We start from the raw sequence: 21,870 nt of genomic DNA on the forward strand, positions 1-21,870 counted from the left end.
CGGGATCCGTCATGACGCCCCCAGGACCGGGAAGTCGTGGTCGGTCAGCCAGTGCCTGCCGACCTCGCGCGAGCGTGCCCAGGAGGCCTCGACCGCCGTCTGGTCGGCGCTCTGGCCCAGGTCGGCGGGGGTCGGGCCGATGCGGGCGGCGAGCGGGGCGAGCTTGTCCGTGTCGAAGCCGAAGACCTCGGCGGCGGCCAGGCCCAGCATCCGGCGGGTCTCGGTGACGGGGATGTCGTGGAAGGTGGTGCGCAGCCAGTTCGCGGTGTTCGGCCAGGTGCCCTCGGGGTGCGGGAAGTCGCTGCCCCAGAGGATGTTGTCCACGCCGATCTCGTACCGCTGGGCGAGCTCGCGGCGCTTGGTGTTGGTGGCGCAGACGAACACCTGGCGGTCGAGGTACTCGTGCGGCGGGCGCTTCAGTTCGGCGAACGGGGAGAGTTTCTTGCCACCGTGGGCGCCGAGGTAGAGGCGGTCCATGAACCAGAGCAGGTTCGGCAGCCACCAGCAGCCGGACTCGGCGACGCCGAACTTCAGCCCGGGGTGGCGTTCGAAGGCGCCGGACCAGAGGAGGAACCAGAGCGGGCGGGACGGCCACCAGGTGACCTCGGAGACGTAGATGCCGAGGTGGTCGCCGTACTCGTGCCGCGGCGCCGCCCCGGAGTGGGTGACGATCGGCATGCCGGTCTCCGCGGCGGCCGCCCAGACGGAGTCGTAGCGGCGGTCGTGGTACGGGGCCTTGTCCACCCACATGGAGGGGATCATCAGGGCACCGAGGCCGGACTCCTTCGCCCGGTGGATCTCGGCGACGACCCGTCCGGTCTCGCCGGTGACGGGCAGCAGGGCGACCCCGCAGTGGCGTTCGGGGTGCTGCGAGACGAAGTCGGCGAGCCAGCGGTTGTGGGCCTGCGCGCCGGCCATGCCCAGCTCCGGGTCCTGGTCGCCGGAGAGGCCGAGACCGACGCCGAAGGGGGCCGCGGTGCGGCTGTCGACGGCGTCCGCGTCGGGGAAGACGACCTCGGCCGCCACGCCGTCGCCGTCGAGTTCCCTGAGCCGCTGGGCGGAGTCCCAGCCGCCCCTGAGGCCTTCCTCGTTGTCCTGGAACCAGGTGTCGGCGAAGGCCTCGTTGCGGACGCCGAGGCGGGTCATCTCCTCGCGGCGGCGGTCGCGGCCGGCGAGGAAGTCGTCGAACTCCCGGTGCAAGCGGCGGTCGAGGTAGGGCCGGTACTCCTCGGTGGGCAGTCCGGCATGACAGTCGGAGGAGATGATCAGGTACGGGTCGTCATCAGTCATCGCTCACTCCTCAGTCGAGTATGAAGCTCTCCAGGTACGACGGGTTGGACCGGTCGAGCATCGACTGCGACCTGGCGCGGATCTGCCGGTCGCTGTGCTCGCTGTCCGGCAGCATCCAGAAACGGTCGGCGCGGATGCCGTCCACGACGGTCGCGGCGACGTCCTCCACGGGGGTGAACTCCACCTCGTGGCCCGCCGACTTCATCGCGCTCTCCCACTGGCCGAGGCTGCGGTACGGGGTCCGGCGCGGGCGCTCCTTGGCGTAGCGCTCGGGGCGGTTGCGGTGGGACTCCCACAGTCCGGTGCGCAGCATGTGCGGGCCGGGGAAGAGGACCGAGGCGCCGATCGCCGCGTTCTCCGCCCGCAGGTGCGCGTACAGCGATTCGGTCATGGTGACGACGGCGGACTTGGTGACCGCGTACACGGAGGCGGTGGGCAGCGGGGCGATCCCGCCGTCGCCGGAGGAGGTGTTGACGACATGGCCGGGGGCGCCGTCCGCGAGCATGCGCGGCACGAAGGCCTGGATGCCGTGGAAGACACCCCACACGTTGACCGCGAAGGCCCACTTCCAGTCGTTCGGTTCGTGCTCCCACATCCGGCCCTCGGCGCCCGATCCGACCCCGGCGTTGTTGCACAGCACGTGCACGGCACCGAAGGTGTCGTACGCGGCTTCGGCGAGCGCCTGTACGGAGTCGCGTTCGCTGACGTCGACGACCCTGGCCAGCACCCGTGCCCCGTCCGCGCGGAGTTCACCGGCGGCCCGGTCGAGCGCGCCCTCCTCCACATCGGCGAGCACGACGTTCAGCCCCTCGGCCGCGAATCGGCGTGCCATCGCGAGACCGATTCCGCTCGCGGCCCCGGTGACGACGGCGGTCCGGCCCTCCTCCAGCCTCATCGGACGCTCCCTTCGGGCGGGCCGTCGTGGATCTGCTGCGGATCGTCGTAGCGCTGGTGGACGTACGGCAGCAGCGCGTCGGCGCTGACCCGCTCCACGGCCCTGCCCTGCTGGTCGCTGGTCTTCTCGCCGATGGTGAGTTCGATCAGCCTGCGGACGGGGAGGTCGGCGACCGGGTCGTACATGGACTCGCGCAGCACCACGTCGCCGGTGATCCGCTCCAGTCTGCGGAACTTCTCGTTCCGGGTGCAGTGGATCAGTACGGGTCCGGAGTCGAAGCCCTCGCCGTCCACGGCGGGCAGGAACTTGAAGTAGAAGTCGAGCTTGGTGACCGGTTCGGGCAGCGGGAGCGGTTCGCCGACCGCGCCGCGGATCTCGACGAAGGCGATGCCGTGGCGGACAAGCCGGGCCCGGACGACAAGGCCGTCGCGTTCGACGCTCACCTCGCCGAGCTTCTTCGGTTCGCCGAACACCTCGCGGCCGCCGGTCAGCGCCCGTTCGTGGGTCATCGGCATGACCAGCGGATACCAGCCCTCGTGCCCGTCGTGGACGGCGGCGACGGCGACGGAGCCCGCGCCGAGCGGATAGCCCGGGAGGTCGACCTTGCTGATACTGGCCCGGACGAGCGGGCGCCCGGAGGGTTTCAGGGGCGGCGGCAGGACGGCCGCCACCGCGTCGGGGTCGCTCTCCCAGAGGGCGGTGACGCCGGTCGACCAGATGTCGGGGAGCCTGGAGCGGGCCTCGCGGGATGCCGCGATCTCGGCCTCGGTGCGCGCGCCGTACCGTACACGTGCCATGCGGTGCCACCCTTCTCGGTTGTCCGCTTCCCGGTTCTCCGTGCCGGGTTCTGTAACACAGTTACACCGGAGACGATGAAGGGTAAATAGGCATGCGTGTAACGGAGTTGCGGAGCCAGGAGGAGATGTGGCGCGATCGGCGCTGACCCGTGAGGAGGTCCTCGTGACCGCCGCCGGACTGGTGCGGCAGCACGGTCCGCAGAGCCTCACCATGCGCAGCCTGGCCACCGAACTGGGCACCGCCGTCACCTCGATCTACTGGCACGTCGGCAACCGCGAGTCGCTGCTGGACGCCCTCGTCGAGCGCACCGTCCAGGAGATGGGCACCCTGCGCCCCACCGGCCGGGCCCCGGCAGCCCGGATCGTCTCCGTGGCCCGCGGGCTGCGCCGTGAGCTGCGCGCCCGCCCGCATCTCATCGCGATGGTCCACGAACGGGGGCTGACGGAACGGATGTTCCTGCCGGCGCAGCAGGCGCTCGTCCATGAGGTGCACGCCGCCGGGCTCCGCGGCGCGCGGGCGGCGGGCGCGGTCCGGGCGGTGCAGTTCCACACCGTCGGCTTCCTGCTGGTGGAGCGCAACCGGGAGCGGTCCCCCGTCCAGTCACCGGCCGAGGGCGATCTGTGGAGCGCGTCGACGGCGGGCGGCGATCCGGCACTGGCCCGCGCGCTGACCCGGCCCGCCGACCCGGACCGGCTGTTCGCCACCTCCGTACGGGCCCTGGTGGACGGGCTGCTGGCAGGCTCGTCGAAGGAGGGACGGTCCACCGGCGGGGACCGGGGGTGACGGCCGAATAGGGGACTGTCGGTCGCGGCCCGTATTCTCTGTGACCATGCTCGACGACCGTCAGACCGCAGCACCGTGGCCGACCGCCTACCCGCAGGGGTACGCGGTCGTCGACGTGGAGACCACCGGACTCGCACGGGACGACCGGATAATCTCCGCCGCCGTCTACCGCCTGGACGCGCAGGGCAACGTCGAGGACCACTGGTACACCCTGGTCAACCCGGAGCGGGACCCCGGCCCCGTCTGGATCCACGGGCTGACCAGTGACGTACTCGAAGGCGCCCCGCTCTTCCCCGAGGTCGCCGCCCAGCTCTCCGAGCGGCTCGCCGACCGCGTCCTGGTCGCGCACAACGCCGCCTTCGACTGGTCGATGCTCGCCCGGGAGTACGCGCGGGCCTCGGTGATCGCCCCGGTCCAGCAGCGGCTGTGCACCATCGCGCTCTCCAAGGAGCTGCGGCTGCCGCTGCCCAACCACAAGCTGGAGTCACTGGCCGCGCACTTCGGGGTCGTGCAGCAGCGCGCGCACCACGCGCTGGACGATGCCCGGGTGCTGGCCGAGGCGTTCCGCCCGAGTCTGCACGCGGCGGCGGACGGCGGGCTGCGGCTGCCGCTGCTGGAGTGCCGGCCGCTGACCGAGTGGTCGGACTCCCCCGTCACCCCGCGGGTCGGCTACCAGGCCTCGTACGGTGCCCGGACCAGCTGGCGTCCCTCGCGCAAGCGTCCGTCCTGCCCGTATCCGAACCCGGGGCGGTACGAGAAGGACAAGCCTCTGATGCAGGGCATGCGGGTGGCGTTCTCCGGGGACACCTCGATCGACCGTGAGCTGCTGGAGGACCGGGCGGTGGAGGCCGGGCTGCATGTGGCGACCAGCGTCTCCCGGCTGACCAGTCTGCTCGTGACCAATGACCCGGACGCGGCGACGTCGAAGACGCTGAAGGCCAAGTCGTTCGGCACCCCGATCCTGGAGGAGAGCGCGTTCACCCATCTCCTGCGGGATGTGGCCGCGTCATCGAAGGGCTCGTCGCCGGCGCCGTCATCGGAGTGAACCGGGGGCGACTCGCCCGCCCGCCGCTCGCCCGCCGCCGCCTCGCGTCCCACCCTGTGGCGCATGGCACGTTGCGAGGTATGCGGAAACGACTACGGGATGTCCTTCGAAGTGCACGCGCAGGGCGCGGTGCATGTCTTCGACTGCTTCTCCTGCGCCATTCACCGGATGGCGCCGATCTGTGAGCACTGCCGGGTCCAGGTCATCGGCCAGGGTGTCGAGGTGGACGGGCACTGGTTCTGCGGGGGTCACTGCGCCCGCGCGGAGGGGAAGGTGGGGATCATCGACAAAGTCTGAGCACCGGGGCGCCGCCCCGCTTCCCCCACCCCCTGCGCGAGGCACCCCATGACGCAGTTGTACCGTCATGGGGTGTACCGCTTCCTGTTGACCCGGCAGTGGCTGATCCTCGCCCTCCTTGCCCTCGTCATGATTCCCACGATGGTCGAGCTGGGCTTCTGGCAGCTGCACCGGCATGAGCACAAGGTCGCGCAGAACTCCCTGATCTCGCACAACCTCAAGGCGAAGCCGGTTCCGGTCGCCGCGCTCACCTCCCCCGGCCACACCGTCCCGCGCTCCGACTACTGGCGTGCGGTGAAGGCCACCGGAACGTACGACGAGAAGCACCAGGTCGTGGTGCGCCGCAGGACCTCCACCGACGGCAGCATCGGCTTCCACGTACTGGTCCCGTTCGACCTCAGGGGCGGCGGCACGGTGATGATCAACCGTGGCTGGATCCCCACCGCCGACGACCAGCGCGCCTTCCCCGACGTACCGGCCGCGCCGAAGGGCGAAGTGACCGTCACCGGGCGGCTCAAGGCCGACGAGACGACGGGCAGCAGCGGCATCAAGGACCTCTCGGACCTGCCGGACCGCCAGGTGATGCTGATCAACAGCGCCGAGCAGTCCAAGCTGCTCTCCCGGCCGGTCCTCGGCGGCTACCTGGAGCAGACCGGGCCCGTACCGTCCGGCGACACCCCCGAGCTGATCGAGGCTCCCGACGACAGCTCCATCGGCCCGCACATGGCGTACGCCGTGCAGTGGTGGCTGTTCGCCGCCGGTGTTCCGGTCGGTTATGTGGTGCTGGCCCGCCGCGAGAAGCGCGACCTGGTGGCGGCAGCGGCCGCGGCCGCCGACGCGCAGGCCGCCCCGGCCGAGCCCGGAACGCCCGAGCCCGCGAAGGCCTGACGGCGTGTCGGCGCCGTCGCCCGCCGGGGTGACTCCGGCCTCACGTATGACAACGGCTGCTTAGCGGGGGCCAGGTTCGGGAACACGCCAGAACGTGACCCCACGTATCGAGGACTACGCCCTCATCGGCGATCTCCAGACAGCCGCCCTGGTCGGAAAAAACGGTTCTGTCGACTGGCTGTGTCTTCCCCGCTTCGACTCGGGCGCCTGCTTCGCCGCCCTGCTCGGAGACGAGGACAACGGCCACTGGCGCATCGCGCCGAAGGGCGTGGACAACTGCACCCGGCGCGCCTACGCGGGCGAATCCCTCGTCCTGGAGACGTTCTGGGAGACCCGCACCGGCACGGTCAAGGTCATCGACTTCATGCCGCAGCGCGACAAGGTACCCGATGTGATGCGGATCATCGAGGGTGTCAGCGGCACCGTCGACATGACCTCCGTGATCCGGCTGCGCTTCGACTTCGGCTCGGTCGTGCCCTGGATGAGACGCTCGCAGGGCCACCGAGTGGCGGTCGCGGGGCCGGACTCCGCGTGGCTGCGCAGCGAGCCGCCGGTCAAGACCTGGGGCCAGCAGTTCTCCACCTGCTCCTCGTTCAGCGTCTCCGCCGGGGAACAGGTGGCGTTCGTCCTGACCTGGCACCCCTCGCACTCGCCCCGGCCCGATCTCGTCGACCCGTACGAGGCGCTGAAGAGCACGCTGTCCGACTGGGCCGAGTGGTCCGCCCGCTGCAAGTACCGGGGGCCCTACCGGGAGGCCGTGGTCCGTTCGCTGATCACCCTGAAGGCGCTCACCTTCGGCCCGACGGGCGGCATCGTGGCGGCCCCGACCACCTCGCTGCCCGAGGAGGTCGGCGGCGTACGGAACTGGGACTACCGCTTCTGCTGGCTGCGGGACTCCACGCTCACCCTCGGCGCGCTGATCTCGGCCGGATATCTGGAGGAGGCCGGCGCCTGGCGGGACTGGCTGCTGCGCGCCGTCGCCGGGGACCCGGCCGATCTGCAGATCATGTACGGGCTCGCGGGCGAGCGCAGACTGCCCGAGGTGGAGCTGACGTGGCTGCGCGGTTACGAGAACTCCGCCCCGGTCCGGATCGGCAACGCCGCGGTCCGCCAGCGTCAGCTCGATGTGTACGGGGAGGTCATCGACTCGCTCCGGCTGGCCCACGAGGCGGGCCTGGGCGAAAAACCGCACGCCTGGAACCTCCAGCTCAGCCTGCTCGGCTTCCTGGAGTCCACCTGGCGCGAGCCGGACGAGGGGCTGTGGGAGATCCGCGGCCAGCGCCGCCACTTCGTGCACTCCAAGGTGATGGCCTGGGTGGCGGCCGACCGCGCCGTGCGCAGCCTGGAGGAGAACCCGTCACTGACCGGTGACGCGGACCGCTGGCGGGCGATGCGGGACGCCGTGCACCGGGAGGTGTGCGAGAAGGGGTACGACCCGGTGCGCAACACCTTCACCCAGTCGTACGGGTCACGGGACCTGGACGCCGCGACGCTCCTGATCGCCCATACCGGGTTCCTGCCGCCGGACGACCCGCGCTTCGTGGGGACGGTGAACGCGGTCCGGGACGAGCTGGGCAGTGACGGGCTGGTCAGCCGCTACAGCACCGACGGCGCCTCGATCGACGGGCTGCCCGGCGGTGAGGGCGCGTTCCTGGCCTGTTCGTTCTGGCTGGCGGACGCGTTGCGGATGACCGGGCGCGCCGAGGAGGCCACCGAACTGTTCGAGCGGCTGCTGGCGCTCCGCAACGACGTGGGGCTGCTCGCCGAGGAGTACGACACGGTCGCCATGCGCCAGCTCGGCAACTTCCCGCAGGCCTTCAGCCACATCGGGCTGGTGGGAACGGCCGTCGCGCTGGCCGAGGCAGAGTGCCGCGAGAGCACGGCACCGGGCGAGGCGGCAGGATAGGGCCATGGATCTTGGACTGAAGGACCGTGTGTACATCGTCACCGGCGCGACCCGGGGGCTGGGCAACGCCGCCGCGCGCGCACTGGCCGCCGACGGCGCGAAGGTGATCGTCACCGGCCGGGACGAGAAGCGTGCCGAGGCGGCCGCCGCCGAACTGGGGCCGGACGCCGTCGGGCTCGCCGCCGACAACGCCGACCCGGCCTCGGCGCAGCAACTGGTGGATACCGCGCACGAGCGGTTCGGCCGGCTCGACGGCATCCTCATCAGCGTCGGCGGTCCGGCGCCCGGCTTCCTCGCGGACAACACCGACGAGCAGTGGCAGTCGGCCTTCGAGTCGGTCTTCCTGGGCGCGGTACGTCTTGCCCGAGCGTCCGCGGCGGTGCTGGGTGAGGGCGGTGTCATCGGCTTCGTGCTCTCCGGTTCCGTCCACGAGCCGATCGCCGGACTGACCATTTCCAACGGTCTGCGCCCCGGCCTGGCCGGGTTCGCCAAGTCACTGGCCAACGAGCTCGGCCCGCGGGGCATCCGGGTGGTGGGCGTGCTGCCGGCCCGGATCGACACGGACCGGGTACGTGAACTGGACGCGCTCTCGGGCGACGCGGAGGCCGCGCGCACGGCCAACGAGGCGCGCATCCCGCTGCGCCGCTACGGCAGGCCGGAGGAGTTCGGCCGGACGGCGGCCTTCCTGCTCTCGCCCGCCGCCTCGTATCTGACCGGCATCATGGTGCCGGTCGACGGCGGCTACCGGCACGGCTTCTGAGCCGTCCGGCGGAAGCGGCGGATGAACGGCGCCGGGCGGGCCGGAGGGTTCCGGCCCGCCCGGCGTGTCCGCACCGTCCGTCAGTTCGCCCGCTCCGCCCGTCAGCTCACCCGCGCCACCCGTCACCTCACCCGCACCGTCGTGTCAGCTCACCCGCTCCGCGCGGTGCTTGACCGCCCTCAGCCGCACCTCGGCGGGCAGCCGCGCCAGCCCGGCGGAGTCCTTGGCATGGGCCAGCGCCTCGTCGGTCAGCCGTCCCAGCGCTTCCTCCGGCGCCGCGTGCGGCTCCATCAGCAGCCGGATCCTGGCCTGTGGCGTGCTGCGCCTGCCGGTCAGTACGACCTGGGCGCGGGCCACCCCGTCCAGGGCGCCCGACTCCGCGGCGAGCACGCCCTCCAGCGCCCGGCCGCGCAGCAGCGCGCCCTCGCCGTCCCCGCTGTCCACCAGCACCTCGGCGAGGCGGGCCCGGCGCAGCTGGGCCAGCAGCCACCACAGCGCGAGCACGACGAGGACGGCGAGGACCGCGATCACCGTCGGCCACCACCAGCCGTCCGAGCGCCAGCGGTCCCGGTCGGCCTCGCTGAGCAGTACGTCGTTCTTGCCGGACCACGGCCACCAGGACGGTACGGAGAGCCTGAGCGCGGCGGCCGTCACCCCGCCGCCCACGCAGACCAGCACCAGCCCGGCGAGGCCAAGCAGTACCCGGTTGACGGTCCTGAGCACGCCGCTCACCCCTTCTTCGCCGGACGGCGGACATGGACGGACAGGCTCGGCGGCCTGGCCAGGCCGAGTTCCCCGATGCCCGTGGAGAGCACGGTGTCCAGATCGGCCCGTACGTCGTCGAGTTCACGGAAGTGCGAGACGGCCCGCACCCCCACCTTGCTCCGGCCCATCCGGACCCGGACCGACTGCACGCCGGACACCTCGACGGCGCGGTCGCGCAGGACCATCGCGGCCGCCGTCCGGTCGAGCGCGGCCCGAACATCCGGGCGGTCGCGGCGCATCGGCAGCAGATCACGGAGTCCGGGCGTGAGTGCGAGGACGATCAGCCACAGGCCGATCACCGTCGCGACCGCCGCACCGGTCAGTACCCAGACGTCGTTCAGCGGCCGCCGGGCGAGCTCGTCGGCCAGCGAGCGGCGCCACTGCATCGCCGGATGCCCGGCGCGGACCGCCGCCACGTCGTACAGGAACAGTCCGGCGCCGCCGAGGACCACCAGGGCCAGGATGCCCGCCGGGATGCGGCGCGTGGACCAGAAGCGGCCGGCGCCGCCCCCGCCCCGCTCCTTGGCGGGCACCGGGTCGTAGGCGGCGGACGAGGCGGACTGGTCGAGTTCGAGCACGTCCCCGTGCTCCACCGGCTGGACCGTGGGCAGCCGCTGCGTACCGTGTTCCGGGTTCTGGGGCTCGGTCATCGGATCCTCCCCTGCGCCGCGAGGCTCGCTCCTGAGGGGTGCAGGCGCTCGACCTGTACGGCCACTTCGGGCACCTCCATCCCCGCCAACGCCTTTACCCGCATCACGACCCGGCGACGCACCGCGCCGCACTGCCGGCCGATGTCGCTGGGATACCCGAGCTCCAGGCTCACCCGTACCCGGGCGGTGTCACGGTGCACCGTGACCGTGGCGCGTGGCGACGCACCTTCCTTCGCCGGCTCGTCGATGGCCTCCTTCGCCGCCTGTGCGGCGATCTTCGCGACCACCCGGTCGGCGATCCGGGTCGCCCCGCGCTCCGCGGCGGCGACCCGTCCGCTCACCCCCGACACGGCCGTCACCGCCGTCGGTCGCCGCGATCGCGACTCCGGAAGAAGTCGCCGGGCTCAAGGTCACCGTCGACGAAGCGACCGACGACGAAGCCGATCGCCCCCAACGCGGCCACCAGCAGGAAGGCACCGAACCCACCGAAGTATCCGGCGAATCCGAGTGCCATGCCTGCCACCATGCCGACCACAGCCATACTCATCGTGCGCTCCTCAACTACCTCGGGCGGGAGGACTACTGGAGACGTGGCTCGGTCTGTTCGTCGTCGTCTTCCTCGTCGGGCAGTTTCACATCGCTCACCGCGATGTTGACCTCGACGACTTCGAGGCCAGTCATCCGCTCGACCGCCGCGACGACGTTCTCCCGTACGTCACGGGCGACATCGGCGATCGACACGCCGTAGTCCACGACGATCTCCAGGTCGAGGGCGGTCTGCGACTCGCCGACCTCGGCCTTCACGCCACGGGTGACGGACCTGCCGCCTCCGGGCACCCGGTCGCGCACCGCGCCGAAGGTACGGGAGAGGCCGCTGCCCATCGCGTGCACGCCGACCACGTCGCGTGCCGCCATTCCAGCGATCTTCTCGACCACACCGTCCGCGATCGTCGTACGGCCGCGGGTGGCGGGGTCTCCCCCGCCGCGCTTGGTCAGTGGCGTGCTCCTGTCGCCACCCGCCGCGTCCTTGTCGGGGTTCTCGGGCCGGTTCCACTGTGGATTGTCGGTCATCGCCGTTCTTCCCTTCGGGGCAGGGTTGAGCTTCATCGCCCACGTTAACGACCTCACCCGCGATCGGCAGTGGGAGCAGGAGCGGCGACGCGCCGACAATCATGGGTCGGGTCGTAAGTGCGTTTGCCCCGTCTCACGCCATGGATGCGGCAGGCTGGGACGATGACGGCTGACAGCCCGCACAGGGCCGACGGATGGACTGCCGCGGTGCGGCAACGGCTCGGCCTCGGACGGCTGGTCCCGCTGGGCGGCCCGGCGGACGGTGCCTGGATCTCGGAACGGGCCGCGGTCGCGGTGCTGCGCCGCGCGGTACGTGCCCCGGGGGCGGGTCCGGTGCTCGGGGAGATGAGGATCGCGGTGTCCGATCCGGTGACGGCCCCCGATCCACAGGTGCCGTCACCCCCGAGTGCGCTGCCGCCCGGCCCGCTGCGGATCGAGGCGACCATGGCGGCGACGGCCGACCAGCCGCTGCCCGCCGCCGCGGCGACGCTGCGCTCGGCGCTGCTCGCGGCGGCCTCGCGGCGGCTCGGCCTGGTGGTCGCCGAGGTGGACCTCCAGGTGACGGAGTTGCTGGACACCGTGCCGGAGCGGGCGGAGCCGGCGCCGTCCGCGGTGCGCGCGGCGAAGCCCGAGGGCGCGGCGGGCCGCGCGGCCGCCGCGGTGTCCGGTGTCGCGACGCTGACCCGGGTGCTGGGCGCGGCGGTGCACACGGGCGCGGATCACGTACGGGTCGAGCTGGCGACGGACGGCGACCACCGCGCGCTCGACGTGGCACGCGCGGTGCGGGCGGCGGTGACGAAAGCGGTGGACGGGCATCCGCCGGTCTCGGTGCTGGTCACGGCGGTGACGGGGGAATCGGCGCCGCCGGGGGCACCGGGGATGCCGGGGACGCCGGGGACGCCGGGGACGCCGGGGACGCCGGGGACGCCGGGGACGCCGGGGACCGCGTAACGCCGGGCCGGGCGCCCCGTGGACCCGAACGCGCCCCGTGGACCTGAACGCGGCGCGAAGACCGCCGGGCGCGGCGCGAAGCCGGGCGCGGCGCGAAGACCGCCGGGCGCGGTGCAGGGCCGGAGGCGGGTGTGCCCCCGGCCGGGTGACGTATCAGTCGAACATGCCCGCGAGGTCGCGCAGCCGGCGGCCCTGCGCGGCCCGTTCGGCGGTGCGCTGCTCCTCGTACGTACGGGAGACGGCCCCGCTCAGCAGGGCCTTGGTCTCGACGAGGGCGTCGCGCGGGGCGGCCAGCAGGGCGCCGGCCAGGTCGCGGGCGGCTCCGTCGAGCTCCTCGGCGGGCACCACGAGGTTGGCCAGGCCGGTGCGCTCGGCCTCGGCGGAGTGCACGAAGCGGCCGGTGGCGCAGATTTCGAGCGCGCGGGCGTACCCCACCAGGTGCACCAGGGGGTGCGTGCCGGTGAGGTCGGGCACCAGACCGAGGCTGGTCTCGCGCATGGCGAACTGCACGTCCTCGGCGACAATCCGCAGATCGCAGGCGAGAGCGAGTTGGAAGCCCGCACCGATGGCATGTCCCTGGACGGCCGCGATCGACACGATGTCGTTGCGTCGCCACCAGGTGAACGCCTCCTGGTACTCGGCGATGACCGCGTCGAGCTCGGCCTCCGGGCCACGCCCCATGTCGAGGAACGACGGCTCACCGTCGAACCCCTCCGGGGTGAACGCCTGCCGGTCGAGACCCGCGGAGAAGGACATGCCTTCGCCCCGCAGAACGACGACCCGCACACTGCCGGGCAGTGCCCGTCCGGCCTCTGTCAACGCCCGCCACAGAGCGGGGGACTGAGCGTTGCGCTTGGCCGGGTTGGTGAGGGTCACCGTGGCAATCGCGTCATCGACGGTGAGTCGTACGCCGTCCTTGTCGAGCACGGAGTCGAGCGAGGTCATGGAGCGCCTCCGGATCGGGTGCAGTCAGCACATGAAGCTAAGTGACTGAACAGTAACCACCCGATCGACCGCACGATCGACCGGGTGGCCACCGCCGAAACCGGTGAGCCCCGGAGCAGGTCCTAGAATCTGCCCCGATGCGCCGACGACTGTCAGGCCGTCGCAGCCTTCTTGCCTCGTGTCGCTCCGCCACGTCCTCGCAGCGTCACTCCGGACTCGCTGAGCATCCGGTGGACGAACCCATAGGAGCGGCCGGTTTCCTCGGCCAACGCCCGGATGCTCGCACCGGAGTCGTACTTCTTCTTCAGGTCTGCCGCGAGCTTGTCGCGCGCGGCGCCGGTTACCCGGCTGCCCTTCTTCAGAGTCTCGGCCACCCGTGCCTCCTCGTGGGAAGTGCGCTCTGGACTCTCATGATCACCCCTCCAGAGCTTCCTGGCCACCCATTCGGCAAGGTCAGTGCAACCGGTTTCGCGCCCCAGGAGTGCGCCGGGCCGCCCGGAGTCCCGCATTCCATGTGGCTGTGGAGTCCCGTGGGGGACCGCTCCGAAAGAACGTCCAGGTCAGGGCCACACAGGGATCGCGGCCACCTATGGGTGCACCCGGCAGGTATCTGCCGGGCGCCGCGCCGAGGTACGAGACGTACTCACGCAGATGATGGATCACGCGTAGGCCGAATGATCCAGCAGGAGTGGATCAGCCGGTGCCGGGCCGGGTCAGGCCAGCGAGACCAGGTCCCGGTAGTCCGCACCCCACAGGTCCTCGACGCCGTCCGGCAGCAGGATGATGCGCTCGGGCTGGAGCGCCTCGACCGCGCCCTCGTCGTGCGTGACGAGGACGACCGCGCCCTTGTACGTACGCAGCGCGCCGAGGATCTCCTCGCGGCTGGCCGGGTCGAGGTTGTTGGTGGGCTCGTCGAGCAGGAGCACATTGGCGGAGGAGACCACCAGCGTCGCCAGGGCGAGCCGGGTCTTCTCGCCGCCGGAGAGCACCCCGGCGGGCTTGTCCACGTCGTCGCCGGAGAAGAGGAACGAGCCGAGCGTCTTGCGGACCGCGACGAGGTCGAGGTCGGGCGCCGCGGAGCGCATGTTCTCCAGGACGGTGCGGTTCGGGTCGAGGGTCTCGTGCTCCTGGGCGTAGTAGCCGAGCTTGAGTCCGTGGCCCTCGATGATGTCGCCCGTGTCGGGCTTCTCCGCGCCGCCGAGGAGCCGGAGCAGCGTGGTCTTGCCCGCACCGTTGAGGCCGAGGATGACGACCCGGGAGCCCTTGTCGATGGCGAGGTCGACGTCGGTGAAGATCTCCAGCGACCCGTAGGACTTGGAGAGGCCCTCCGCCATCAGCGGGGTCTTGCCGCAGGGCGAGGGGTCCGGGAAGCGCAGCTTGGCGACCTTGTCGGAGACCCGTACGGCGTCCAGGCCGGAGAGCAGCCGGTCGGCGCGCTTGGCCATGTTCTGCGCGGCCACGGTCTTGGTGGCCTTGGCGCGCATCTTGTCGGCCTGGGCGTTGAGGGTCGCGGCCTTCTTCTCGGCGTTCTGGCGCTCGCGCTTGCGGCGCTTCTCGTCGGCCTCGCGCTGCTGCTGGTAGAGCTTCCAGCCCATGTTGTAGACGTCGATCTGCGACCGGTTGGCGTCGAGGTAGAAGACCTTGTTGACGACGGTCTCGACGAGCTCGACATCGTGGGAGATCACGATGAAGCCGCCGCGGTAGCTCTTGAGGTAGTCGCGCAGCCAGACGATCGAGTCGGCGTCGAGGTGGTTGGTGGGCTCGTCGAGGAGCAGGGTGTCGGCGTCCGAGAAGAGGATCCTGGCCAGTTCGACACGGCGGCGCTGACCACCGGAGAGCGTGTGGAGCGGCTGGGCGAGCACCCGGTCGGGCAGGCTGAGGGCCGCGGCGATGGTGGCGGCCTCGGCCTCGGCGGCGTATCCGCCCTTGGTGAGGAACTCTGTCTCCAGGCGCTCGTACTTCTTCATCGCCTTCTCACGGGTGGCGCCCTTGCCGTTCGCCATCCGCTCCTCGTTCTCGCGCATCTTGCGGAGGATCTCGTCGAGGCCGCGGGCCGAGAGGATGCGGTCGCGGGCGAGCACGTCGAGGTCGCCGGTGCGCGGGTCCTGCGGGAGGTAGCCGACCTCGCCGGAGCGGGTGATGGCACCGGCTGCGGGGGTGCCCTCGCCCGCGAGGCACTTGGTGAGGGTGGTCTTGCCCGCTCCGTTGCGGCCGACGAGGCCGATGCGGTCGCCCTTGGCGATGCGGAAGGAAGCGGATTCGATGAGCATGCGGGCGCCGGCGCGCAGCTCGATGCCGGAAGCGGTGATCACGGGGAAAACTCCAGGGCGGTATGGACGGCGGAGGAACGACGGACGGAGGTCACTCGACGCCGTCTAATGCACAAGGAGAATTGCCATGAGGACCATTCTACTGGCGGTGTCCAACCACTTCTCCGCCTGCTCCCACCGCGGTTGCCGGAACCTCGCCCAGCGCCCCTGATCCGTTCCACCCGGTGAGGAGGAGGGGCAGTGCGGTGCGAACCGTCCAACCGTCGGCCCGTGGTTACCCGGCCGGCCCGGCGACTCCCGAGGCCGTGCCGCTGCCGCGAGCGGGGCAGCGGGTGGCGCCACGCGGTTCGACGACGACGCCGCGCCGGCCGGGGACGGCCGGATCCAGGAGACGTTCCAGGGCCGGGTCACCCCGGAGTCCCGCGACACCCTCCGCCGACCTGCGGGAACCGCCTGCGCACCGGCGTTGGACAGGGCGTTGTCAGTACCCGGTGCAAGACTGAGACGCGGATCACATACGCGTCGGGGGCGGGACCCTGAGCGACACGAGAAGGAGTGAGCGCGATGGCAGGCGCAGCGGCAGGCGTTCCGTCGATTTATCCGACGGTTCTCTACGACGACGCGAAGGCGGCGATCAAAACGCTGACGGAGGGCCTCGGCTTCACCGAGGAAGCGGTGTACGAGGGCGAGAACGGCGCCGTGCTGCATGCCGAGCTGTCCTGCGGGAACGGCAGGGTGATGCTGGGTTCCAAGGGCCGCGAGGGGATTTTCGCCCAGGCGATGCGGGGGTCCGGGCCGGTCGGCGTCTATGTGGTGGTCGACGAGGTCGACGCGCACCATGCGCGGGCGGTGGAGCACGGGGTGGAGATCCTGATGCCGCCCACCGACCAGGACTACGGCTCGCGGGACTACATGGCGCGGGACGCGGAGGGCAATGTGTGGAGTTTCGGGACGTACGCCCCGGGGTCGGCCGGCTGAGCGGACGGTCCGGTCGCCCCGGGTCTCCCCCGGCCGACCGGACCGCCCGTCCGGCTCAGGCGCCGCCGGTGTGCACCTGGAACGCCGCTTTGCGGACCGCTTTGGCAAGTGCGGGGTCGGGGTGTGCGGCGGCCAGCGCCACCAGGACCTGCACGGTGCGCGGATGGCCGATGGCCCGTACCTCGTCGAGCAGGGCCGGGACGCTGCCCTGCACGGCGGAGTCGAGGTGGCGGACCAGCAGCGCCGCCTCGCCGTGGTCGGCCACGGCCGCCGCGGTGTCCACCCAGAGCCAGGTGGCCTCCTCCCGGCTGAGGACCTCCTGGGCATCCTCGGGGTCGGCCCCGTCGTACTCGGCGAGCCAGAGCAGCGCGTAGGGGCGCAGCGACGGATCGGCCACGACGGAACGCACCTCGGGCTCGGCCGGTGCGCCGACGACACGGAGCGCCTCGAAGGCGAGCCCGCGCAGCAGCGCGTCCTCGCCCCGGGCCACGCCGAGGAGTTCGGCGACGGCGCTGCCGACGGGGCGGGCGGCCAGCCAGGCACGGTATTCGGCACGGGCCGGTCCGGGGGTGAGCCGGGCGCAGCCGAGCAGCATGTCGGCGGCGGACTGCTCGATGTTCCCGGCCGGGCTCTGGGCGGCGACGCAGATCTGCTCCAGCTTGACCCAGACCGCCCAGTTGCCGAGCGGGGTGAGGGTGGCGTGCCCTGAGCCGAGGGTGAGCGCCCCGACGGCGGCCAGTCCCTCCAGGGCCCAGTCCAACAGGAGCGCGACCAGGGCCTCGGGGTGGGCGGTGGGCGGCGCCTCGGCGGGGGCGGGGAGCGGCTGCGGCCCGTACGGCACCTCGCAGCGCTCCTCGTGGAGTTCGGCGACGCGCTGGCCGAGGAGGTCGAGGAGGGCCGGCACGGTGACCGGGCCCGCCGAGAGCTGGAGGAGGGAGAGCACCTGGGGCACGGCCTCGACGGCCTCGGCGACCGCGCTGGACTCTATGTCCTGCGGTGCGGCGTGGACGAGCGACCAGGCGTCGAAGAGCGCCACCCAGCCGCGGAGCACGGCGGAGTCGTCGCGGTCCCAGGCGCGCAGCCGCCAGCCGGGCCGTGCGGTGTCGCCGTGCAGTTCGACGAGACCGGCGAGGCGGGCCCGGTCCCAGCCGGAGCGCACCTGGGCCGGGGACAACTCCAGCTCCGAAGCGGCCCGTTCGAGGGCCGTGGCGGCCAGGGGTGGTGTGCCGGGACGGGCGCCGCCGGCCGCCCAGCGGGCGATCCGCACAGCGTCGGCGAGGGCCGCCCTGGCCTGGCGGGCCAGTTCCGCCCGGGGCGGGGTGCCCTCGGGAGGGCGGGGCGCCGGCCTAGTGCGCCGGGTGATCACGGCCTTGCGAGCGGTGGCGAGGGGTCGCGGGCGGACAAGTCGCAGCCTGGAGTCGCGCGGGGTACGGGACGTCACGGGGAGCAGTCTTGCGTCTGACAGCCCGAAAGCCCAAACGGAACCCGAATCACCGGTGTCCCGGGACGTCCGCACCGTCTGGCACCAACCGGCCGAAGCGGTACATCAGCTCACATCAGGGGCGTGAGGAAGCGACGCAGCGCCTCTTCGTAGCGGAGCGGGTCGGCATTCCACATCGCCGCGTGCGGAGCCTGCGGTACGGCGTGCAGGGTGACCAGGTCGGGGCGGCGGGCGGCGAACCTCCGGGACGGCTGCCAGGGTGCCAGGGTGTCGTCGGGCCCGTGGAAGATCAGCGTGGGCACGTGCAGGGTGCGGGGCAGCGAGGCATCCAGGAGCCGGGTGCCGTGCAGTCCGGTCTGCCCCTGGGCGGCGCGGACCGCGAGGGGCAGCAGGGCGGACGGGACACCGCGGGCGGCGGCCAGGGCGCGAAGGGTGGTGGCCCAGTCCATGACCGGGGAGTCGAGGACGAGGCCGCTGATCCGGTCCCTGAGCGCGGAGTTGACGGACGCGTGGAGGGCCATGGAGGCGCCGGTGGACCAGCCGTGCAGCACGACCTTCTCGGCGCCGTAGCGCACGGCGAAGCGGATGGCCGCGTCCAGATCGCGCCATTCGGACTCGCCGAGGTGGCTGAGGCCGTCCGGGGAGCGCGGGGCTCCGGCGTCGCCGCGGTAGGCGAGGTCGAGCACCGGCAGCTGCTGTTCGTTCAGGAAGCCCAGCAGGTTCAGGGGGTGTTCCCGGGTGGTGCCGATGCCGTGCGCGGTGATGACCCAGGTGGCGCGGTGGCCGGGCACGAACCAGGCGGGCAGGGCGCCGAGTTCGCCGGTGATCTCGACCTCGCGGTGTTCGAGGCCGAGGGCCGTGGTGGGGTCACCGCTGTGCAGCTCGGGCGCGATGCGGACCTTGGCCCCGGGGCGCAGGGTGCCGCGGTTGACGCGTTCCAGCCGGCGCACGACGGTGTCGGCGGCTGTGTGGGCCTGGTCGATCACCGGGCCGACGACGGCATGGACGCCGTCACCGACCAGCCCGTAGGTGCCGGGCCGCAGCGCGGCGAAGGACCGGGTCAGTGTGACCTGTCCCGCCGCCGTCGCATGCACGGTGAGTCTGCGGTCGGCGGGAAAGGGACGTCCGGACGGCGCCCGGAGGGCGACGTCGCTTGCGTACCGGCCGGCCGCGACCGCTGCCGCACCGGCGCCGAGGATGGAGGTGACGGCTGCTGCCGTCGCGGTAACCGGGCGCACGGCTTCAGTGTCGTGGGCACGCCCGCACTCGGCCAGCGGGCGGGGGCCGTCCGGTGGCCTCCCGTGGCCGACCCGTCCCGCAGGCCCCTCCCCGTTCCGGCGCCCCGCCCGAAGGGGTACGGGAAGGGCCCGCGGGGAGACTCAGCCCGGCTGCCCGTACCCCTTGAGCGCTTCCTGGACGTCGCTCAGCTGGTCCGGAGTGAGCAGGGCCGGGGAACGGCCGGGTACGGCGCTCGCGGCGAGCCAGAGGCGGCACAGCCATTCGAGCTGGGCGGTGCGGTCGTACGCCTCGTCGAGGGTGGCTCCGTAGGTGACGGTTCCGTGGTTGCCGAGCAGGCAGCCGGTGCGGTCCCGCAGGGCCGCCACCATGTTCCCGGCCAGTTCGTCGGTGCCGTACCGGGCATAGGCGGCGACGCGGACGGGACCGCCCAGCAGCGCGGCCGCGTAGTGGATCGGCGGCACCTCGGAGACCAGCGTGGAGACGGCCGTGGCGTGCACCGCGTGGGTGTGCACGACGGCGGCGGCCCCGGTGTTCCGGTAGACCGCGAGATGGAGCGGCAGTTCACTGGTCGGGGCCAGCTCGCCGAGGACCCGGTTGCCGTGCAGGTCGACACCGACCGCGTCCTCGGGGCGGAGCCGGTCGTACGGCACACCGCTCGGGGTGACCAGCACCATTCCGCCGACCCGTGCCGAGACATTGCCCGAGGTCCCGACGACCAGACCGTCGGCCGCCGTCCTGCGGGCGGTCGCGACGACCGCCTCCCACGCCTGTTCGATGTCCCGGGTCTGTCCGACCGGGCCCCGCCGCTGTTCGCTCATACGAAGATCCTTTCCACCGATGAGCGGCTCATGTTTTCACCGCCTCGGAGAGTCGGCCGGACCTCGAAATCGGGGCCCACACCGGCCTGCGCCCCTCCCCCGCTGTCGGATCACGGTCAAATGGAGCGACGACACTCCGACGAGAGTCACCACAACGCCCTGTTCAGTTCATCTTCCGTTCACTCAAGTTGCCTACGGTCCACGTGCCACTGACGTCGAACGATTGCCTGGGTAAATGGAACACATCACGCTGCTGCTCGCGATTGTGATCGTGACAGCTCTAGTGTTCGATTTCACGAACGGTTTCCACGACACCGCCAACGCGATGGCCACGACCATCTCGACCGGCGCACTCAAACCCAAGACAGCGGTGGCGATGTCCGCCGTTCTCAACCTCGTCGGCGCGTTCCTGTCGGTGGAGGTCGCCAAGACGATCTCCGGCGGGATCATCAATGAGAACGGCCTCAGAACCGAGGTCATCTTCGCGGCGCTCGTCGGCGCCATCCTGTGGAATCTGCTGACCTGGCTGGTCGGGCTCCCGTCCAGCTCGTCGCACGCCCTCTTCGGCGGTCTGATCGGCGCCGCGGTGATGTCCGCGGGCTGGTCGTCGGTCGACGGCGGCACCGTCGTCACCAAGGTGCTGCTCCCCGCGGTCGCCGCCCCGGTCGTCGCCGGTCTGGCCGCACTGCTGGCCACCAAGCTGACGTACCGGATCGGCGGGAACATCCGTAACGGCGCCCAGGAGAAGGCGACCGCCAAGGGCTACCGCGCCGGACAGATCGCCTCCGCCGGGCTGGTCTCCCTCGCCCACGGCACCAACGACGCGCAGAAGACCATGGGCATCATCACCCTGGCCCTGGTCACCGGCGGGGTGCTCTCCCCCGGTTCGAACCCGCCGGTCTGGGTCATCGTCAGCGCCGGTGTGGCCATCGCGCTCGGCACCTACCTGGGCGGCTGGCGCATCATCCGCACCATGGGCAGCGGCCTCACCGACCTCAAGCCGCCGCAGGGCTTCGCCGCCCAGACCAGTGCGGCCACGGTCATCCTGGCCTCCTCCCACCTCGGCTTCTCCCTCTCCACCACCCAGTCCTGCTCCGGAGCGGTGATGGGCGCTGGCCTCGGCCGCCGGGGCGGTGTGGTCCGCTGGTCCACCGCCACCCGGATGTTCGTCGCCTGGGGTCTGACCCTGCCGGCCGCCGGTCTGGTCGGTGCCGGGGCGGAGCTCCTCACCAAGCAGGGCACCTGGGGCGTCGTGCTCGTCGCCGCGCTGCTGGTCTCGGGCTCCGGAGCGATCTGGGTCCTGTCGCGCCGCAAGCCCGTGGGCAAGGACGATGTCGCACCCGACGGCACCCCGGTCACCGGGGACGCCGAACCCGCGGGCGTCGTGACCACCGCCATCGCGGCCGTCAGCCCGCCGCCCACCGCGGCCCAGCAGGACCTCAAGACCACCATCCCGGCCCCCGCCGGACCCGTTGCCGACCCGGCACGACCCGCCACGGTATGAGAGCGTCCGGGAAGGACACATCCCCATGAACATCGACTGGGCAGCACTCGGCACCGTCTTCGGTGTCTCGCTCGTCGCCACCGTCGCCCTGGTGACTCTCTTCACCCTGGGCATCGTCGGCCTCTCCAGGCAGCCGGAACCGGCCGCGCAGGGCGGCCGGGGCGGCGGGTCGCTGATGCTGGCCCGCGCCGGCGCGTACGTCTGCTTCGGACTGTGCGCGGCAGCGGTGGCCTACGGCATCTATCTGATCGTCGCCTGACAGCCTCCGGGCCCCCACGGGCTCCCGTCGCACTCCAGCCGCATCGGGCCGGACGCACCTCGTGTGCGTCCGGCCCGATGTGCGTCTCAGCACACTGCACCTTCGCAGGTCAACGGCGGGTTGACTGACGTTCGCGGAGCGTGGTGGACTGCCGGAGCCATTACGGCGACAGCAGAGGAAGCCGGTGCGAATCCGGCGCGGTCCCGCCACTGTCACCGGGGAGCAGTCCCCCACCACCGGAACGTCACGGTCCACGCCAAGTGGACTGGAAGACCGGGGGAACTGCGGATCCGGGAGCCAGGAGACTCTCGTCGCCG

The 21,870-nt window shown here is 71.8% G+C and carries 24 protein-coding genes, 1 pseudogene and 1 riboswitch; of the genes and pseudogenes, 10 read left to right on the top strand and 15 right to left on the bottom strand.

All coding sequences use genetic code 11. The features are described from left to right. Positions 1-9 precede the first annotated feature (9 nt). Genes FHX80_RS03255 through FHX80_RS03265 form a run of 3 tightly spaced genes read right to left on the bottom strand, consistent with a single transcriptional unit; the run spans position 10 to position 2,982 of the window. A complete protein-coding gene (locus FHX80_RS03255; protein ID WP_145762723.1) occupies positions 10-1,290 on the bottom strand; it encodes an amidohydrolase family protein in 1,281 nt (426 codons plus the stop codon). Positions 1,291-1,300: 10 nt separating this feature from the next. Next, a complete protein-coding gene (locus FHX80_RS03260; RefSeq protein WP_145762724.1) occupies positions 1,301-2,185 on the bottom strand; it encodes an SDR family NAD(P)-dependent oxidoreductase in 885 nt (294 codons plus the stop codon). Beyond that, positions 2,182-2,982, bottom strand: a complete 801-nt coding sequence (locus FHX80_RS03265; RefSeq protein ID WP_145762725.1) for an acetoacetate decarboxylase family protein — start codon at positions 2,980-2,982, stop codon at positions 2,182-2,184. Before FHX80_RS03265 ends, FHX80_RS03260 begins: the two co-directional genes overlap by 4 nt. Positions 2,983-3,109: 127 nt before the next feature. Here FHX80_RS03265 and FHX80_RS03270 point away from each other — a divergent pair, with 127 nt between their 5' ends. The 6 genes from FHX80_RS03270 to FHX80_RS03295 all read left to right on the top strand — a co-directional run bounded on the left by FHX80_RS03270 (position 3,110) and on the right by FHX80_RS03295 (position 8,662). Further along, entirely contained in the window at positions 3,110-3,766 is a 657-nt protein-coding gene (locus tag FHX80_RS03270; RefSeq protein WP_145762726.1) for a TetR/AcrR family transcriptional regulator, read from the top strand. 40 nt (positions 3,767-3,806) lie between these two features. Next, on the top strand, positions 3,807-4,811 hold the full coding sequence (locus FHX80_RS03275) for a DEDDh family exonuclease (protein WP_145762727.1): 1,005 nt from the start codon (positions 3,807-3,809) through the stop codon (positions 4,809-4,811). Positions 4,812-4,874: 63 nt separating this feature from the next. Beyond that, the gene (locus FHX80_RS03280; protein WP_078852816.1) at positions 4,875-5,108 is read left to right on the top strand and encodes a hypothetical protein; all 234 of its coding nucleotides are present in this window, start codon (positions 4,875-4,877) and stop codon (positions 5,106-5,108) included. 72 nt (positions 5,109-5,180) lie between these two features. Next, positions 5,181-5,996 carry an SURF1 family cytochrome oxidase biogenesis protein gene (locus FHX80_RS03285; protein WP_145767044.1) on the top strand — a complete coding sequence of 272 codons (816 nt, stop codon included), beginning with the start codon at positions 5,181-5,183 and terminating at the stop codon, positions 5,994-5,996. Between the two features lie 94 nt (positions 5,997-6,090). Continuing rightward, positions 6,091-7,902, top strand: a complete 1,812-nt coding sequence (locus FHX80_RS03290; RefSeq protein ID WP_145762728.1) for a glycoside hydrolase family 15 protein — start codon at positions 6,091-6,093, stop codon at positions 7,900-7,902. A gap of 4 nt (positions 7,903-7,906) precedes the next feature. Beyond that, positions 7,907-8,662, top strand: coding sequence for an SDR family oxidoreductase (locus tag FHX80_RS03295; protein WP_145762729.1), 756 nt, complete (start codon positions 7,907-7,909; stop codon positions 8,660-8,662). A gap of 75 nt (positions 8,663-8,737) precedes the next feature. Here FHX80_RS03295 and FHX80_RS36685 read toward each other — a convergent pair. From FHX80_RS36685 to FHX80_RS03325, 6 genes and pseudogenes are all read right to left on the bottom strand, one after another. Next, positions 8,738-8,791: pseudogene (locus FHX80_RS36685) on the bottom strand (hypothetical protein); the annotation flags it as partial. Between the two features lie 15 nt (positions 8,792-8,806). Next, the gene (gene amaP, locus FHX80_RS03305) at positions 8,807-9,394 is read right to left on the bottom strand and encodes an alkaline shock response membrane anchor protein AmaP (protein WP_145762730.1); all 588 of its coding nucleotides are present in this window, start codon (positions 9,392-9,394) and stop codon (positions 8,807-8,809) included. Next, on the bottom strand, positions 9,391-10,077 hold the full coding sequence (locus FHX80_RS03310) for a DUF6286 domain-containing protein (RefSeq protein ID WP_145762731.1): 687 nt from the start codon (positions 10,075-10,077) through the stop codon (positions 9,391-9,393). Before FHX80_RS03310 ends, amaP begins: the two co-directional genes overlap by 4 nt. After that, positions 10,074-10,427, bottom strand: coding sequence for an Asp23/Gls24 family envelope stress response protein (locus tag FHX80_RS03315; protein ID WP_208764571.1), 354 nt, complete (start codon positions 10,425-10,427; stop codon positions 10,074-10,076). The genes FHX80_RS03310 and FHX80_RS03315 overlap by 4 nt, the downstream gene beginning before the upstream one ends. A gap of 5 nt (positions 10,428-10,432) precedes the next feature. Continuing rightward, a complete protein-coding gene (locus tag FHX80_RS03320; protein ID WP_145762733.1) occupies positions 10,433-10,624 on the bottom strand; it encodes a hypothetical protein in 192 nt (63 codons plus the stop codon). Positions 10,625-10,656: 32 nt separating this feature from the next. Beyond that, positions 10,657-11,148, bottom strand: coding sequence for an Asp23/Gls24 family envelope stress response protein (locus FHX80_RS03325; RefSeq protein WP_145762734.1), 492 nt, complete (start codon positions 11,146-11,148; stop codon positions 10,657-10,659). Between the two features lie 162 nt (positions 11,149-11,310). Here FHX80_RS03325 and FHX80_RS03330 point away from each other — a divergent pair, with 162 nt between their 5' ends. After that, a complete protein-coding gene (locus FHX80_RS03330; protein WP_167523353.1) occupies positions 11,311-12,099 on the top strand; it encodes a hypothetical protein in 789 nt (262 codons plus the stop codon). Positions 12,100-12,252: 153 nt separating this feature from the next. Here FHX80_RS03330 and FHX80_RS03340 read toward each other — a convergent pair whose 3' ends face one another. From FHX80_RS03340 to FHX80_RS03350, 3 genes are all read right to left on the bottom strand, one after another. Then, a complete protein-coding gene (locus FHX80_RS03340) occupies positions 12,253-13,044 on the bottom strand; it encodes an enoyl-CoA hydratase/isomerase family protein (protein WP_145762735.1) in 792 nt (263 codons plus the stop codon). Positions 13,045-13,196: 152 nt separating this feature from the next. Beyond that, positions 13,197-13,418, bottom strand: a complete 222-nt coding sequence (locus FHX80_RS03345) for a helix-turn-helix domain-containing protein (RefSeq protein WP_018518904.1) — start codon at positions 13,416-13,418, stop codon at positions 13,197-13,199. Between the two features lie 339 nt (positions 13,419-13,757). After that, positions 13,758-15,356 (bottom strand): ABC-F family ATP-binding cassette domain-containing protein, encoded by a 1,599-nt coding sequence (locus tag FHX80_RS03350; protein WP_145762737.1) that lies wholly within the window; start codon positions 15,354-15,356, stop codon positions 13,758-13,760. Positions 15,357-15,878: 522 nt separating this feature from the next. Here FHX80_RS03350 and FHX80_RS03355 point away from each other — a divergent pair. Continuing rightward, positions 15,879-16,292, top strand: coding sequence for a VOC family protein (locus FHX80_RS03355; RefSeq protein ID WP_145762738.1), 414 nt, complete (start codon positions 15,879-15,881; stop codon positions 16,290-16,292). Between the two features lie 55 nt (positions 16,293-16,347). Here the strand turns inward: FHX80_RS03355 and FHX80_RS03360 are convergent, their stop codons facing one another. The 3 genes from FHX80_RS03360 to FHX80_RS03370 all read right to left on the bottom strand — a co-directional run bounded on the left by FHX80_RS03360 (position 16,348) and on the right by FHX80_RS03370 (position 19,790). Then, complete coding sequence (locus FHX80_RS03360) at positions 16,348-17,658, bottom strand: hypothetical protein (protein ID WP_145767045.1); 1,311 nt, start codon at positions 17,656-17,658, stop codon at positions 16,348-16,350. A gap of 185 nt (positions 17,659-17,843) precedes the next feature. After that, on the bottom strand, positions 17,844-18,971 hold the full coding sequence (locus FHX80_RS03365; RefSeq protein ID WP_145762739.1) for an alpha/beta hydrolase: 1,128 nt from the start codon (positions 18,969-18,971) through the stop codon (positions 17,844-17,846). A 141-nt stretch (positions 18,972-19,112) separates the two neighbouring features. Beyond that, positions 19,113-19,790 (bottom strand): class II aldolase/adducin family protein, encoded by a 678-nt coding sequence (locus FHX80_RS03370; RefSeq protein WP_145762740.1) that lies wholly within the window; start codon positions 19,788-19,790, stop codon positions 19,113-19,115. Positions 19,791-20,025: 235 nt separating this feature from the next. On the opposite strand from FHX80_RS03370, the gene FHX80_RS03375 reads away from it, so the two are divergent. Both FHX80_RS03375 and FHX80_RS03380 read left to right on the top strand, forming a co-directional pair. Beyond that, positions 20,026-21,294 (top strand): inorganic phosphate transporter, encoded by a 1,269-nt coding sequence (locus FHX80_RS03375; protein WP_145762741.1) that lies wholly within the window; start codon positions 20,026-20,028, stop codon positions 21,292-21,294. Between the two features lie 25 nt (positions 21,295-21,319). Next, complete coding sequence (locus FHX80_RS03380) at positions 21,320-21,553, top strand: hypothetical protein (RefSeq protein ID WP_145762742.1); 234 nt, start codon at positions 21,320-21,322, stop codon at positions 21,551-21,553. A 174-nt stretch (positions 21,554-21,727) separates the two neighbouring features. Next, positions 21,728-21,861, top strand: a riboswitch (cobalamin riboswitch). Positions 21,862-21,870: the final 9 nt, after the last annotated feature.

Origin of the sequence: Streptomyces brevispora (assembly GCF_007829885.1) — a bacterium.
In the GTDB taxonomy this organism is placed as follows: domain Bacteria; phylum Actinomycetota; class Actinomycetes; order Streptomycetales; family Streptomycetaceae; genus Streptomyces; species Streptomyces brevispora.